Source organism: Ornithinimicrobium murale, assembly GCF_003352835.1.
GTDB classification, from domain to species: domain Bacteria; phylum Actinomycetota; class Actinomycetes; order Actinomycetales; family Dermatophilaceae; genus Ornithinicoccus; species Ornithinicoccus muralis.
This window is the reverse complement of the sequence record NZ_QLVD01000012.1, coordinates 1-14,807: the sequence shown is the minus strand read 5'-3', so window position 1 is coordinate 14,807 and position 14,807 is coordinate 1. Positions and strand designations below refer to the sequence as shown.

The 14,807-nt window shown below is 67.1% G+C and carries 10 protein-coding genes and 1 pseudogene; 4 read left to right on the top strand and 7 right to left on the bottom strand.

Features of this window, described 5'->3' with window-relative positions:
* Window positions 1-297: 297 nt before the first annotated feature.
* The 5 genes from DPQ65_RS16440 to DPQ65_RS15510 form a co-directional block, all read right to left on the bottom strand.
* Entirely contained in the window at window positions 298-939 is a 642-nt protein-coding gene (locus tag DPQ65_RS16440; protein ID WP_420330070.1) for a protein NO VEIN domain-containing protein, read from the bottom strand.
* Window positions 940-1,032: 93 nt separating this feature from the next.
* Entirely contained in the window at window positions 1,033-1,239 is a 207-nt protein-coding gene (locus tag DPQ65_RS15515) for a hypothetical protein (RefSeq protein ID WP_162802019.1), read from the bottom strand.
* A 129-nt stretch (window positions 1,240-1,368) separates the two neighbouring features.
* Window positions 1,369-2,034, bottom strand: coding sequence for a carbonic anhydrase family protein (locus DPQ65_RS05010; protein ID WP_114906292.1), 666 nt, complete (start codon window positions 2,032-2,034; stop codon window positions 1,369-1,371).
* Between the two features lie 15 nt (window positions 2,035-2,049).
* Window positions 2,050-3,678 carry a SulP family inorganic anion transporter gene (locus tag DPQ65_RS05005; RefSeq protein WP_114906290.1) on the bottom strand — a complete coding sequence of 543 codons (1,629 nt, stop codon included), beginning with the start codon at window positions 3,676-3,678 and terminating at the stop codon, window positions 2,050-2,052.
* A 4-nt stretch (window positions 3,679-3,682) separates the two neighbouring features.
* Entirely contained in the window at window positions 3,683-4,300 is a 618-nt protein-coding gene (locus DPQ65_RS15510; protein ID WP_162802018.1) for a hypothetical protein, read from the bottom strand.
* Here DPQ65_RS15510 and DPQ65_RS05000 point away from each other — a divergent pair.
* A pseudogene (locus DPQ65_RS05000) lies at window positions 4,190-4,969 on the top strand (vWA domain-containing protein); the annotation flags it as partial. The gene DPQ65_RS15510 and the pseudogene DPQ65_RS05000 sit on opposite strands and share 111 nt — an antisense overlap.
* Window positions 4,970-5,020: 51 nt before the next feature.
* Here DPQ65_RS05000 and DPQ65_RS16435 read toward each other — a convergent pair.
* Both DPQ65_RS16435 and DPQ65_RS04990 read right to left on the bottom strand, forming a co-directional pair.
* Window positions 5,021-5,725, bottom strand: a complete 705-nt coding sequence (locus DPQ65_RS16435; RefSeq protein WP_420330069.1) for a GIY-YIG nuclease family protein — start codon at window positions 5,723-5,725, stop codon at window positions 5,021-5,023.
* A gap of 348 nt (window positions 5,726-6,073) precedes the next feature.
* Window positions 6,074-6,460, bottom strand: coding sequence for a hypothetical protein (locus DPQ65_RS04990; RefSeq protein ID WP_114906289.1), 387 nt, complete (start codon window positions 6,458-6,460; stop codon window positions 6,074-6,076).
* A gap of 113 nt (window positions 6,461-6,573) precedes the next feature.
* Between DPQ65_RS04990 and mobF the strand changes: the two genes are divergently transcribed.
* From mobF to DPQ65_RS04975, 3 genes are all read left to right on the top strand, one after another.
* Window positions 6,574-12,270 (top strand): MobF family relaxase, encoded by a 5,697-nt coding sequence (gene mobF, locus DPQ65_RS16275; RefSeq protein WP_162802017.1) that lies wholly within the window; start codon window positions 6,574-6,576, stop codon window positions 12,268-12,270.
* 103 nt (window positions 12,271-12,373) lie between these two features.
* Entirely contained in the window at window positions 12,374-12,751 is a 378-nt protein-coding gene (locus DPQ65_RS04980; RefSeq protein ID WP_114906287.1) for a TnpV protein, read from the top strand.
* 113 nt (window positions 12,752-12,864) lie between these two features.
* On the top strand, window positions 12,865-14,718 hold the full coding sequence (locus DPQ65_RS04975; RefSeq protein ID WP_114906286.1) for a hypothetical protein: 1,854 nt from the start codon (window positions 12,865-12,867) through the stop codon (window positions 14,716-14,718).
* Window positions 14,719-14,807: the final 89 nt, after the last annotated feature.

Sequence of the window (14,807 nt, the reverse complement as noted above, 5' to 3'; positions counted from 1 at the left end):
GAGATGCCCTTCTTGAGCGGGTTATGCGGACCTTAGACAAGTCGCATTTTCCCAGGTCAGGAGGGCATTCTCACTCTCCCACGCCGCCCACCGGACACAGTCGATCGGTGGATCGAGGCTAAGACAGGGGCCGGCGCCGAGGCGAAGTTCCTCGGCATCATCGCCGAGTACGTGCTGGCAGTGGGAACCCTGACCGACGATTGGCAAGCCGCCTTTTTAGAAGCGGTCTCCTCTGCCGAGTTCCTTCAACCCCTTCGTACCAGAGGAACGCGGTAGACGACCGACCGTGGCCGAACCTCAAGACTGTGCGTCGAGAGGTAGTCCAGGTCGGAAGTCGGTGATGGAGATGCTGAGCCGGACGCTCGACCAGCGACCCTGGCGCGAGACGTCACGCGGAAGGTGCGGGACAAGGTTCACCGAAGAGCACCAACCGATGAGTTGTAGACTGCCGTCGCGATTGCGCCCGACCGCGACCAGTGACCATCCTGGATCTCGCACGCCTACCGCGGCCTCGTTCCGCGAGAGAAAGAACTCCACCCGACCCGCGGATGCGCTGCTTGTCGTCTTGACCTCGATGCGGTGACGATGCCCGGTGGTGTCGGGGCTGGTGACGTCATAGCCAAGCTGGTCGCTGCGGAGGCTCACCCTGCTCACCGCCGCAGCCAAGTCGGGACGATATCGTTCGGAGAGGTGCTCTCGGCAGAGCTCGACCACGAACTCCTCTCCAGCCGCCCCTCGCTCGGCGAGTTGGGCGGCGTCCAGGGCGCCGCCGCCGGCCGCGTGACGAGGTGCCGGCCACACAGCCGGCAGCCAAGCCAGAGTCCGATCCGATGCGGCCACGACCCCGCAGGGCTGCGCTCGGCCCTGTGCCGGGATTCGGTGAGAAATGGCTACGCACTGAGCCGCTGCGTGGCCCCGCGATGTCGAAAACCCACGCATGAACCCCCGATCTGTGCCCGATCTGTGCCCAAAGCGGCGCTTGCGCGACCGCCGCCTACCCGCCAGACTCGCCAAAAAGGGCGGTTGAACTTCCTATACCCTAATGGGAGCCGGATTGGCGAAGACCTGTTCCATGTCTTCACATGGCAGATACCCCAACACCAGCATAATAGCAGCTGAGGCGACGGAGACGATGACCGGCGGAAATTTCTCAAGTGCAAAGAGCGTAATCAGACCCACGAGCAGGCCAAGCCCGATCCATGCAGAATGTGCAGTCAAAAAGTCGGAAATCAGTTCCATCCATCCCCTCGGTACTTCGTCGGCAAAGGCTTGAGTAAAAATATCAGCCTTTTGCGGACGACGTAGATAAGGTGGTGTGGGACTACAGGCAACGCGGTCCGACGGGGGAACCCTTCTGGCGCATGGCGATCAACGCCATGAAACTGAACCGGTTTCCATGTCGTAGACCGCCCCTACAATGGCGATGTCGCCATCGCTTTCCATAGCTTTGAGCGCTTCACTGCTCATTCGGATGTTTTCGACAGTCAGATCGACATTATGCTCGACTACAGATTGAACGAGCGAGGCATTGTCGCTGCTACGATCTGCGACCGACGCGTCACCAAGAGCGCGCTCCACGGCCGGCTCGATCTTTTCGAAAAGCCTGGGCAGATGACCGAGCTCGACCTTGTCAATGGCGCCTTTGACCGCACCACACAGACCGTGCCCCAGAACCAGCACCAGTTTCGCACCTGCCGCCTTGCAGGCAAATTCCATGCTGGCGATTATATCGATGTTCGCGATGTTGCCGGCCACCCGGGCGACGAAAATGTCTCCTATGCCGCAATCAAAAACATCTTCGACGGGGATGCGGGAGTCAAGACAGGACAAGATGACTGCCTTGGGAAACTGGCCGCCAGCCGCCTTGCGCACTTGCTCGGTGTGATCGCGAAGCGTCACCTCACCGGCCACGAAACGTCTGTTGCCTGCCTTGAGGCGCTCGAAAACCTCATGTGGAGTGAGGCTGTCCTGCTGGGCTTTGGTTAGAACCTCGGCATCGAGTTCTGGTAATTCGCTGAGTTTAAACTGCGACATGAGCACTTCCTCTCTTTAGATTTTCAAGCGCGCGGCGCGCCCCACGGAAGCCAGCTTGCTAGCGCGGGCGAGTGCCTCCCGTCGGGACAAATCCCGGTGCTCCGCGTCGACGTGAATATCGGCTTCCATCTTCGCTAGCAGTTCGGTCAGGTCCGGCGATGCACCGGCAAAAAATACTTCGATACCTTGTGCAGCGGATTCGGAGACGATTGTCTGGATGGCCTGGACGGCTGAACGGTCGGCGAAGAACTTCCGGCTGAAGTCGAGCACGATAGCGCGCACCTCGCGCTTCGAGCGCCGCCTGACTATATGCACCAAGTCGGCAGCCGCACCGAACGAAAGCGGTCCTGCGAAGTCGAAGAGGAGTATGCGCCCGTTTGCGTCCTTCAAAATCGCCTGCTCTTCCGCGTCCAGCGCAGCGAGCTTGCCGCTCTCAAAATTCGCGATCTGCGCATCGGCTAGCCGTTTTACGAAGCCGAGCGCGGACAGCACAACACCAACACCCACTGCGGTGATCAGGTCGACGAAGACTGTCAGGCCGACAACCAGGACCATGACAGACAGGTCCCAGCGCGGACCGCGCAGCGCATTACGCAGATAGTCGAGATCGATGATATTCAGCCCAATCCGCACAAGCAGACCCGCCAAGACCGCGAGTGGGATCTGCGCGGCAAGAGGTGCCAACAGGAAAACGACGGCAAGCAGGAAGAGCGCATGGACCATGCCTGACAGGCGAGTCGCGCCACCGCTTCGGATGTTAACCACCGTCGGCGTAGTGGTCCCCGACCCCGGCATGGCGCCGAACAAGCCGCACACTGCGTTGCCGATACCTTGCCCGACAAGCTCCTTGTTCGACTGATGGCGTGTCTGGGTCATACGATCCGCAATCAGCGATGTTACCAGGGTATCGATTGATCCTAATGCGGCGAGCACGAGGGCCGACTGCACGATGAAAATGGCATCGCTCATGTCGAGCGAGGGAAGAACCAGATCGGGGAAGCCCGTCGGAATTTCGTCCAGCCTCGGTAAAGCGCCTGACACCAAGAGCGATGCAACTGTTCCGACGAGCAATGCGGCGAGCGCGGCCGGGAAGAATTTTGACAGTGATTTTGGCCAGAATGTCGCCACTGCAAATGTCAGCACGCCCAGTCCAAGGGCGTAGGCATTGATCTGCTCAACCGCCGAAGGCAGAGCGGTCAGTGTCGCCAGCGTGCCGCCGCGAGGGGCTTCCTGTCCGATCAATGGAATGAGCTGCAACACGATGACGATCAGCCCGATGCCGCTCATGAAACCCGCGACGACGGAATAGGGTACCAGATTGATGTATTTGCCAAGGCGCAAAAAGCCGAAAACCGTTTGCAGTATACCAGCCAGGATCACGACGCTGGCGACAACCGCAGGTTGGTCAGGACGAGCAGCGACGAGGCCGGCAATCACGATTAGGATCGGACCTGTTGGACCGGAAATCAAAGTGGGCGTGCCGCCAATCGCTGCGGCCAGGAACCCCAGGATGATCGCGCCCCACACACCAGCAATCGGACCCAGGCCGGACGCTTCGCCGAAGGCGAGCGCCAACGGCAGTGCGACAACTCCGGTGGTAATGCCTCCAAGAATGTCACCGCGAAGTTTTGTCTGCGACATCATACGATCAAAACGCCGATCGACGACTCGCAAAATTGATCCTGGTGAGGTTGTGCAGGCGCCAGCCAACTTCCATATTTGGCGAAAGGGCTACCCGACGTATGAAGATGGACGAAGATCCTGTGAAACATCGCTTGCCGCTCCAGTCGCGCACAGCCGGCGCGCTTACGATTTGCTTACACGAAGAAAAACCCTGCAATCTGCGAAAAGTTCCCGGGGCATTGAGGGCTATCAATCCAGACTTATGACCGTCCGAGGTTCTCGATACCGCGCTAATCGCCAAGGACAGGCCGTCTGATAGCGCGCGCCCAAAAAGCCGGCCGTGACTTTTGCGCCATGGGTTGAATGAGCCAACGTCCGCCTCTCGTCTTCTCACATCCGTAACCGGACAGTCTCCTACCGGCCCAGATTCGGTTTTATGCCAGGCGGCGGTCTTGTGCAGCTTCAGCCAAGCCTCGCTGACCAGCGCGGTGGTGCACAGGGTCGCGCCCGCACCAAGCCGGAAGCGCTCCCGATGGGCGAGCTTGCGCAGCTCCACGTAGAGCAGGTCGACCAGCTCCTGGAAAGCGAACGGGTCCCCGGCCGGAGGGGCGCCTGCTGGAGAGGCGCTGATGGCCACGGTCATGCGCCGGAGTGTAGCACAGATGTCCGCTTCCGGCCCCTGGTCCTGTTTCTACCGCAGAGCCACACGCCGCCGACACCTGGAGAAGCCCGCATGCCCCGCAACAACACCACAGCCCGCCGCATGGATCGGGTCCTGCCGCCGCACAGCGCACGCCGGATGGCCCTGCCGATCGCGCTTGCCCTGGCCGCCATAGCCGCCGGAAACACGGCAGCGGCCACCGACGACAGCGCCTCGGCCGATGTCCTGGTCTTCGACGCCTCGGGTTCGATGTGGGGCCAGCTCCAGGGCGGTGAGAACAAGATCGTCGTCGCCCGCGAAGTCATGGCGGAGTTCTTCCAGCGACGCGACGCCGCGACACCGCTGGCCGTGATCGCCTATGGCCATCGCCGCCGCGGCGACTGCAAGGACATCGAGGTCATCGCGGCCTCGGGCAAGCACGATGCCAGTCAGCTTGCCAGCAAGCTCGCCGGCATCAATCCCCGCGGCATGACGCCCATCGCCGAGAGCCTGCGGCTGGCCGCGGCGCAGGTGCCGCGTACGGCCGAGCGCTCAAACATCATCCTGGTCACCGACGGCCTGGAAACCTGTGACGCAGACCCGTGCGCGGTCGCTGCGGAACTGGCCGCGTCCGGACACGGGATCCGTGCACACGTGGTCGGGTTCGGCCTGACAGAGAAGGAGGCCTCGGCGCTTTCCTGCGTCACCGAGCAGACCGGCGGATTACTGCTGCGCCCGCAGTCGGGCGCCGAGCTGGCTGCGGCGCTCGACCAGATCAGCGAGGACGAGCCGGCCCCGGAGCCCGTGGTCGCGGAGGCCTTCTTCGACATCGGCCCCAAGGCCGAGGCCTCCGGAAAGCGTCTCGTGGAAGCTCCCGTGTCTGTTCTGGTCCAGATTGAGCGGAAGAACGAGCTCCGAGATGAGCTCTGACTCGACGCGCCAGGGCTGCCGGTGGACGTACCAGCAGACCCGAGAGTGTTCGGCCATCCAGTCGGACACCGCAGCTTCACCCTCACCGAACGTGAGGCGTCCACTCCCATTGCGTCGAAGCTGGATGCCGAGCTCCTCCGATAGGAGCAGGCCGAGCGTCAGGCGCAACGTTGAACGTGAGGCGTCGCCACGAAAGTGGGTGCGGATACGTTTGCGCAGGTTCTGTGAGCTTGGCTGGCCATCGCTCCGTCGCGGTTCACGGGGTGCAATGCCAAGATAGAGCAGGTAGCCGAACGCGTTTCGATGCGTGCCATCGTGCGGAACGCCAGACGGTGGGACGTCGAAGTACCAGGCGTAGACACCCGGCTGAGCTGGAACTGGAGCTGGACGAGCCAGCGCCTCGGCTCGGGAGGTCAGATGATCCGGATTTAGCAAGTTGTGCTCGGGAGGGCTGGCCGTCCATGCGACGCCCTCCGTGGCTCGGAGCCGCGCGTTCATGTCGAGACATGTCTGGTCGTAGTCATCTAAACTACCCGGCCAATGAGCGCGAAGGGAACGTTCCAGTGGTCATTGAAGCTGAGCAGGCTCAAGACAGTCTCCATGTGTTCGGGATCTGTTCGGAACGCTACTCGGAGCCCCGACGGATCTGTCGCTGCACGCCATGTGCGTCTGCGATATCACCAACTCTCCTGCTCCCACACCCACCTCCCCGAGATACCCTGAATCTGAAGTTCAACACACCTCTTGCACCATTGGGGGGAAGGGGCATGAATCCCATCTGATGCAACATCAAGCGTGGCTGGCCTGGGCCGATGATCGACTGGGGGTACGTTCGCGTCCGCGGGTCTACGCGTCATGGTCCGGAGGTCTGCCGCCTCTTTCGTAGCCGGGCCGCGGACCATCCAACGAGCTCGGCGACGCCGCCGACGACCGCGTCGTAGACGATGCCTTTGAGCAGGTGTTCCCAGAGGCCCAGGCTTGAGCGTCCGTCTCGATGCAGTCTCGCCCCCACAGTGAGCAGTCCAGCGCCTGCTGGGCGGCTATCTGCGAGCCCACGATTCCAGAGCCGATCAGGGCCACCCATCCCAAGCCTTCGGCGCCCTTGCTGAGGTACTCGCGGGTACCGCTCTCGCGCAGGAACGCTCCGACGAGGATGGCGATCCATGCCAAGACCTGGACGACCTGCGCTACGGCTGCAAGCAGCTCGTAGTCGGCGCCAAGCCCGGGATTCATGCGACGAGTCTGCTCCTCGCGCACCGGACCTCGCGTGATTCCCGGGCTGCCGCCAGAGATTCAGCGGAGTCGGTTCACGCTGTAGCCGGGTCGGGTTCGGGTTGGTAGGGGGTGTGACGGCGTCTCTGCACAAGCTGACTGCCGGGTCGGGTTATGACTACCTGACCCGGCAGGTTGCAGCGCAGGATTCAACGGAAAAGGGCCACGCGTCGCTGACGAGCTACTACACGGAGAAGGGTGAAGTGCCCGGACGGTGGGTCGGCACCGGCCTGGAAGCTTTGGAGATGGCACCTGGTAGTGCGGTGTCGGAGGCGCAGATGCGTGCCTTGTTCGGGGCCGGGTTCCATCCGGACATGGAAGCCCGGCTGGCTGCTCTCCCGGCCGACGCGACGCCCGCGCAGATCCGCCAAGCGGCCCGCCTGGGGTCGCCGTTCCAGGTGCGCACGGCGGCCACGGTGTTCCAGCAGGAGGTCGCGATCCGGTGCAGTCAGTGGGCTGCGGCCAACGGGCTGGGCAGTGGTGGGACGGTGCCGGTGGATGTGCGGGCCGGTATCCGCAACGAGCTCGCCACTGCTGGTTTCGAGGCGCGGATGGGGAGGGCGCCGAGCGGGGTGGAGTTGTCGTCGGAGGTCGCGACGTTGACGAGGAACCCGACGATCGCGTGCGCCGGGTATGACGTGACGTTCACTCCGGTGAAGTCGGTCTCGGCCCTGTGGGCGGTGGCGCCGCAGCAGGTGGCGGCGCAGATCGAGGAGGCTCACAACGCGGCGGTCGCGGACGCGCTGCGGTATCTGGAGGAGCGGGTCCTGTTCTCCCGGCGGGGGCATGGTGGGGTGCGGCAGGTCGAGGTCACCGGCCTGGTCGCGGCCGCGTTCACGCATCGGGATTCTCGGGCGGGGGATCCGAATCTCCACACCCATGTCGCGATCGCGAACAAGGTCCAGACCTTGGATGGGGCGTGGTTGGCGGTCGACGGCCGCCCGTTGCATGCGGGGATGGTGAGCATCTCGGAGGTGTACAACACGGCTCTGGAGGCCCATCTGACTGACCGACTCGGGGTCCGGTTCGCGGTCGACACTGCGCGGGATCCGGGCAAGCGGGCGGTGCGGGAGATCGTGGGTGTGCCGGCAAGGTTGCGGGAGGCGTGGTCGAGCCGGCGGGCGGCGATCGAGGCCCGCCTGGCGGAGTTGGCGGTCGACTTCCAGCACGCGCATGGTCGGCCGCCGACGCCGGCCGAGGCGATCGCGTTGGCGCAGCAGGCCACCCTGGAGACCAGGCAGGCCAAGCATGAACCCCGCTCCTTGGACGAGCAGCGCACCACCTGGGCGACCCAAGCCCGTGCCGTCCTCGGCGTCGACGGGGTGGCCCGGATGCTCACCGACGTGACCGCCGCCGGCCGCCAGTCGGGGCCTCCGGTCACCACGGAATGGGTCGACTCTGTGGCCGACGAGATGGTGGCCCGGATGGGTGTGTCGCGGGCGTCGTGGACGGTGTGGCACCTGCAGGCCGAGGCCTCGCGTCGTGCCCGGGAACGCGCCAGCACGCCGCGGCAGGCGGAGGAGTTGACCGCCGCGCTGCTGGCGGCCGCGACCGCCAGGTGTCTGCCGGTGGCCGGCTGGACCGATCCGGTCAGTGATCCGCAGCTGCTGCGCCGCAGTGATGGGGAGAGTGTCTACAGCACCGTCGGGGGTCGCCGGTTCACCTCCACCGCCGTCATCGAAGCGGAGGAGACGATCACTGCGGCCGCCGGGTTGACGGATGGCCGGCGGGTCGAGGAGGTCGACGTCACGGTGGCGCTGCTGGCGTCCACCGCCGGCGGAGTGACGTTGAATGCGGGGCAGATCCAGCTGGTGCGACGCATGGCCACCAGCGGTCGGCGCGTGCAGGTGGGGTTGGCAGCGGCCGGGTCAGGCAAGACCACAGCCCTAGCCGTGTTGGCCGGCGCGTGGCGGGAAAGCGGCGGCACCGTGCTAGGCCTGGCCCCCTCCGCGGTCGCGGCCGGGGTGCTGGGGGAGCAGGTCGGGGCAGCGGCGACGCTGGCGAAGATCGCCCACGACCTCCACCACAACCAGGCGGCCGTGGAGGCTCTGATCGGTGCGGAGACGTTGTTGATCGTCGACGAGGCAGGCATGGCCGATACCCCCACCCTGGCCGTAGTGGTCGGGTTCGCGATGGGGCGGGGGGCGTCGGTGCGGCTGATCGGTGATGATCAGCAGCTCGCCGCGGTCGGCGCCGGCGGCGTGCTGCGCGACATCACCGAAACCCACGGCGCGGTACAGCTGACCGAGATCATGCGCTTCGCGGACCCCGCCGAAGCAGCAGCCTCCCTCGCCTTGAGGGAGGGCCGGCTCGAAGCGCTGGGCTTCTACCTCGACCAGGGACGGATCCATGCCGGCTCCGAGGAAACCGTGCTGCGCGACGCCCTCACAGGATGGCTCCACGACCGTGCCGCAGGGCTCGACAGCGTGATGCTGGCCGGCACCCGCGAAAGCGTCGCCACCCTCAACCAGTGGGCCCGCGACCACCGCCTCACCAACACCCCCGACAGCGATGGTGGAGGTCCCCTTGCAGCGCTGTCGGATGGGAACGCGGCATCGGTGGGGGATGTGATCGTGACCCGGATGAACGACCGCCGGATCCCGATCAGCGCGACGGATTGGGTGAAGAACGGCGACCGGTGGACCGTCACCGGCGTCGACCCGGCCGGCGCACTCCGAGCAGTCCACCGAAGCACCGGGCTACGGGTCCTGCTGCCGCCGGGCTATGTGGCCGAGCATGTGGAGTTGGGGTACGCGGTGACGGTGCACTGCGCTCAGGGGGTCACGGTCGACACCACCCACACGGTGCTGACCGGGACGGAGAGCAGGCAGCAGTTGTATGTGGCGATGAGCCGCGGCCGCCGCTCCAACGAGGCGTATGTGCAGGTCGTCGACGGGGGAGAGGAGAACGCCCCGATCCATCCCGCGACGCTGCGGCCGGTCACCGCCGGCGACGTCCTGGAGCAGGTCCTGGCCAGGGACGGATCCTCACGCTCGGTGACCACCGAAGCCCGCCACGCCACCGATCCGTACACCCGCCTGGGGTTCGCGGCCGCCCGCTACACCGACGCCGTGACCGTGGCCATCGAACAGCTACACGCCGACGCCGCCACAGAGTTGGATGAGCAGGCCGACCAGGTGGTGGAGCATCTGACGTCCTGCCCCGCGTGGCCCACGCTGCGGTCCCATCTGCTGCACGCGGCCGCCGACAGCGCCGCTACGCCGCTGGAGGTGTTGCGGGCGGCGGTCGATGCCCGTGAGCTGGGCACGGCTGCGGATCCGGCGGCGGTGCTGACCTGGCGACTCCCGAACCCTGCCGGTGTGGGGCCGTTGCCGTGGCTCCCCGCCATCCCCGCCACCCTCGCCGCGCATCCGCAGTGGGGACCGTACCTGGCGGCGCGCCAGGGCTTGGTGGAGGACTTCGCTGTCGAGGTGCGTGACGCTGCGGCGGGGGTGTCGCGGCCGGTGTGGGCGCTGCCCGGACAGACATTGACGGCGTCGAGTGTGGGGGAGGTGGAGGTGTGGCGGGCGGCGTGGCAGGTCGACCGCGCGGACCGGCGCCCCACCGGACCCGCGCAGCTCGGTGCCGCGGCGTACCGCTGGCAGCAGCGTCTCCTGGACCGGTTGCGGCCTGCGCATCCGGTGGGGATGTGGACCGATCTGCTGCGCGACATCCGCGCCGATCTGCCCCGCGACCCCTACGCCCCCGTCCTGGCGCACCGCCTCGCCGCCCTCCATCAGGCCGGGGTGCCCGTCACCGAGCACCTCGCCGCAGCCGTCGCCGACGGCCCGCTGCCCGCGGAACAGCCAGCGGCCGCACTGTGGTGGCGACTGGCCCGCCACCTCGCCGCCGCCGACGGCCCCACCCTCCCCGCCTGGGAATCGGATCTGGTTGATCGGCTCGGGTATGAGGCGGCAGCCGAGCTGGAGGCCAGCCCCTGGTGGCCCCACCTGGCCGCCGCGATCACCCACGCCACCGACCACGGACACCACCTCGACAATCTGATCACCCCGACGGTGGATGTGTCCGGGTTCGATGACGCGTGTCAGGCCATGCTGTGGCGCACACACCACCTCACCACCCCGCCCCCGGACGAGCAAGGGGAGCCGCCGCATCCCGACGAGCTGCCGCCTGAGGGAATCGAGGACATCGACTGGTCCACCCGCACCGCCGACCTCGCAGCCGCCGCCGGTTTGCGGGAGCGCACCGATCCGGACTTCACCGAGGTCGAGCTTCGGCAGGGGTTCGCGGCCGCCGACCGCTGGGCCGAGACCCCCCACACCCCGCAGCGCCTCGCCCAGGTCACCGAGGCGGCGGCCGGGTTCTTCGAGGCCCAGCTGCCCGGCTCGTGGAGCCGCAGCTACTTCTCGGAGAGGTTCGGTCAGGATCTCGCCGGCGACCCGCGGTTCAGGGTCGGGCACGCGCCCGCCGGCTGGACCTCCCTGGTCAGCGCGCTGCGGAAGCAAGGATTCGACACCGCCGAGCTGCTCGCCGCGGGGGTGGCCACCACCACCCGTCAGGGCACCGTGATCGACCGCTTCCGCGACCGCGCCATCCTCCCCATCACCCATGAAGGAGTCATCGTCGGGTTCGTCGGCCGCCGGCACCCCGACGCCGACGACGACCACGGCCCGAAATACTTGAACAGCCCCGCCAGCGCGCTGTTCGCGAAGCGCGACGTCCTCTACGGCCACCACCTCCTCACCCGGGAGGCCGTGCCGGTGATCGTGGAGGGGCCGATGGACGCGATCGCGGTCACCCTCGCCGGCCACGGGGCCTTCATCGGCGTCGCACCGCTGGGAACCGCGCTGACCCCGGAACAGACGCTGCTGCTGCGCGACGGACCCACCCCGCTGATCGCCACCGACGCCGACAACGCCGGCCACATCGCAGCCGAGAACACCTTCTGGCTCCTCGCCCAGCACCGCCTCGACCCACGCCGCCTGCTCCTCCCAGCCGGCGGAGACCCAGCACAGATCTTCGAACAGCACGGCCCCGACGCCCTCCACCACGCTCTGGTCACGGCCACCACGGCGCAGGGGGAGCTGATGATCCGTGACCGGGTCACGTTCCTCACCCCCGCCGAGGCTGGCCGGCAGGTCGCCGAGATCATCGCCGCCCGCCCCCCAGCCACCTGGCAGCAACACCAGGCCCAGGTGCCGGAGGAGCAGACCCGACACCTGGTGACGCGGATCAACGCCTGGACCACCACCCCGGCCGCGGCCGCCAACCAGGCACGCGAACAGACCAGGGAGACACGCCGCCGCATCGACCAGCCCTCATCGGACCGCTGGCAACGCTGGGCCGACCTGACCGGCCTGGCTGGGGTGGGGGAGTGGCCGCAGCTCGCCGCCCGGCTCGACGAGCTCCACCACGCCGGCGCCGACACCACCCTCTTGGCCCGGCGGCTGGCGAAGGTCCCGGCCGCAGTGGCGGCCGCGACCCTGGCACGCCACGAGCCGGGGGCTGCGGTGCAGGTCGACTGGCGTCCCTGGGCCCAGGCCGTGAACCCGGCCCTGCTGGGTGAAGGGTGGGGGAGCGTGCAGGCGGACCTGACCAGGTTGCAGGCCGCCGGCACCGACCTCACCGCCCTGGCTCGGAGGCTGGCGGGTCGCGACCCGGAGAAGGTGGTAGCAGGGCTGCGCAACGTGCTGCGCAATCTCGCCAGCCAGAGGCCCACCGGTTCGAAGATGTCGGAGGGGCCCGAGATGATGACGCTACAAGGACTGTGGAGAGGGGTGGGTCGCGATGATGGTTCACGCGGTGTGTGACCTGAGTTGGGGTTCTTCGAAGGCATGGCGTCTAGAAGTCGATCCCGCTATGACCAGCCCTCGCTTGAGGAGTTGTGGCTCAGCGCAGATGAGGAGTCCGTTGATGAATCAGTACGGCCGGTTCGCCGAGCAGTCGTGGCAGATGCTGGCCCCGGCCCGGTACGCGGCGCTGGAGGATCCCAACCACTTCTTCTCGACGTTGGGGCAGGAGGCCCAGACGCGGGTGGTGTGGCTGGCCGAGCAGATGCAGGGCCCCGACCCGACCGGCGAAACCTACTGGGAGAAGGTGGGTCGGCTCAACGCGATCCGGATGCAGGCCGAGGAGATCGTCCGGGCCGAGATGCTGACCCCGGAACCGGAAACCCTGGAAGAAGACGACGAGAACGCGGGCTTCGACCCGCAGACCTCTTCGATCCTGCAGCTGCTGATGGACACTCACCACGCGATCCACGACAAGACGGGCCTGATCGAGGACCAGTAACCCCCACCCCACCAGCGACCGCAGCCGGCGCGGCAGCCGGGCCGGTGGCCGGGCCGGTGGTGGGGGTGGGGTTTCGGGTTGGGGGGCAGGACGGTTTGGCGCCGTCGGGGGCGGTGGCCAGGTTCGATGCCAACGTGGCCGCGATCCGCGTCCTTCACCGGGTGCAGGCCGAGGGCCGCCCTGCGACGCCAGGGGAGCAGGAGGTGTTGGCCCGGTGGGGGTCGTGGGGGGCGCAGGGCCTGTCGCAGATCTTCGACGAAGCCCGCCCCGATCATGCGCAGCGGCGCCAGATGTTGCGGGAGCTGCTGGACCCGGCCGCCTACGATGCGGCGCGCCGCACCACGATCAACGCGCACTACACGCATGTGGAGTATGCCCGAGCGATCTGGGACACGCTGATCGAACTCGGCGCCCCCACCGGGGGGCGGGTGTTGGAGCCGGGCTGCGGGGCCGGGGTATTCATCGGGACCGCCCCCGAGGCGGTGTCGATGATGGGCGTCGAGCTCGACCCGACCACCGCCGCCATCGCCGCCCTGCTGTATCCAGCAGCCAAGATCCGTGCCGAGTCGTTTGCCGTAACCCGCCTACCGGGCGGGTACTTCGACGCGGTGGTCGGCAACGTGCCATTCGCTGATGTCCGGCTCCATGACCCGCTGCACAACCCTCACCACTACGTGATGCACAACCACTTCCTGTCCAAATCGGTGCAGCTGACCCGCCCCGGCGGCCTGGTCGCGGTGCTGACCAGCCACTACACCCTCGACTCGCGTGACCCGGCCCATCGCCGCGACCTGCACCACCTCGCCGACCTGGTCGGCGTCATCCGGCTCCCCACCGGCGCCCACACCGCAGCCGCCGGCACCGAAGCCGTCACCGACCTCCTCATCCTCCGCCGCCGCGTCGACGGGGAGACTCCGGGAGAGGACGACTGGATCTTCACCGACCCGGTCACCCTCCCCGGACCCCACGACACCGAGGAAACCCTCCACATCAACCGTCGCCTGACCGCCAACCCGTCGCTGGTGCTCGGCCAGCCCGAGTGCAGGGTCGGGATGCACGGCGTCGCTGGCCTCCACATCACCCCCACCCCCGACCTCGACACCAGCGAGGCCCTCCGAGACGCCCTGGCCGGGATCACCCGGCAGGCCCGGGAGAAGGGGTGGACGTTCACCCCTGCCACGGACGACACGCCTCTGGTGGGGGAGGGGGTGGTGGCTGAGCGGGATGGGCATCTGAGCGCACACCCTGATGGCCGGTTCACCGTGGTCTCCGAGGGCGTGAACGTGGCGGTGGAGGTCCCGGTCAGGCAACACGTGGAGGTGCGGGCCCTGCTCGAGCTACGGGACCAGGCCCGAGGCCTGATCGCGGCCGAGACCACCGCCGCCGAGGGTGATCCCGGGTTGGAGGAGGACCGGCGAAGGCTGCTGCGGTCGTGGGAACGCTACGTCGAGACGTTCGGGCCGATCAACCGGTTCACGTTGACGCAGCCGAAAGACCCGACCCGCAGACCGGCGCGGTTGATTCCGGCGGCGGTGCGGCTGGTGACCCGCCTCGACCCCTACGGTCCGCTGGTCGCGGCCCTGGAACGCTTCGACGACGACACCGGCCTGGCTCTGCCCGCGGGTTTGCTGACCGCCCGGCAGATCGTGCCCCGGGAACCCGTCACCTCGGCCGAGACACCCTCGGATGCGGTCAGTGTCAGCCTGGACACCCTCGGCCGCGTCGACCTGCCCACCATCGCCGCCCTGCTGGGCTGCGACCAGACCCAGGCACGACAACGGATTGATGATCTGGTGTTCGACACCCCCACCCCGGAGGGCGACAGCAGCGGTGTGGTGCTGCGGGCCGAGTACCTCTCCGGCAACGTCCGCGACAAACTCGACCTCGCCCGGCAGGCGGCCGCCGTCGATCCCCGCTGGCAGCACAACGTGACCGCGCTAAGCCTCGATCCACCGATGAGCTGCTGAGGAGGTCGCTGTCGGCGGCAGGATGTCGGGGCTGGAGTGAGGGCGTGCAGGAGTTGCCGGTCTGCCCGGCTCTTCCACTGGGGTTCCTG

Coding starts and splice junctions, on each gene's coding strand:
- DPQ65_RS16440 (WP_420330070.1), bottom strand. CDS start 939: ATGCGTGGGTTTTCGACATCGCGGGGCCACGCAGCGGCTCAGTGCGTA.
- DPQ65_RS15515 (WP_162802019.1), bottom strand. CDS start 1,239: ATGGAACTGATTTCCGACTTTTTGACTGCACATTCTGCATGGATCGGG.
- DPQ65_RS05010 (WP_114906292.1), bottom strand. CDS start 2,034: ATGTCGCAGTTTAAACTCAGCGAATTACCAGAACTCGATGCCGAGGTT.
- DPQ65_RS05005 (WP_114906290.1), bottom strand. CDS start 3,678: ATGATGTCGCAGACAAAACTTCGCGGTGACATTCTTGGAGGCATTACC.
- DPQ65_RS15510 (WP_162802018.1), bottom strand. CDS start 4,300: ATGACCGTGGCCATCAGCGCCTCTCCAGCAGGCGCCCCTCCGGCCGGG.
- DPQ65_RS16435 (WP_420330069.1), bottom strand. CDS start 5,725: ATGAACGCGCGGCTCCGAGCCACGGAGGGCGTCGCATGGACGGCCAGC.
- DPQ65_RS04990 (WP_114906289.1), bottom strand. CDS start 6,460: ATGAATCCCGGGCTTGGCGCCGACTACGAGCTGCTTGCAGCCGTAGCG.
- DPQ65_RS04980 (WP_114906287.1), top strand. CDS start 12,374: ATGAATCAGTACGGCCGGTTCGCCGAGCAGTCGTGGCAGATGCTGGCC.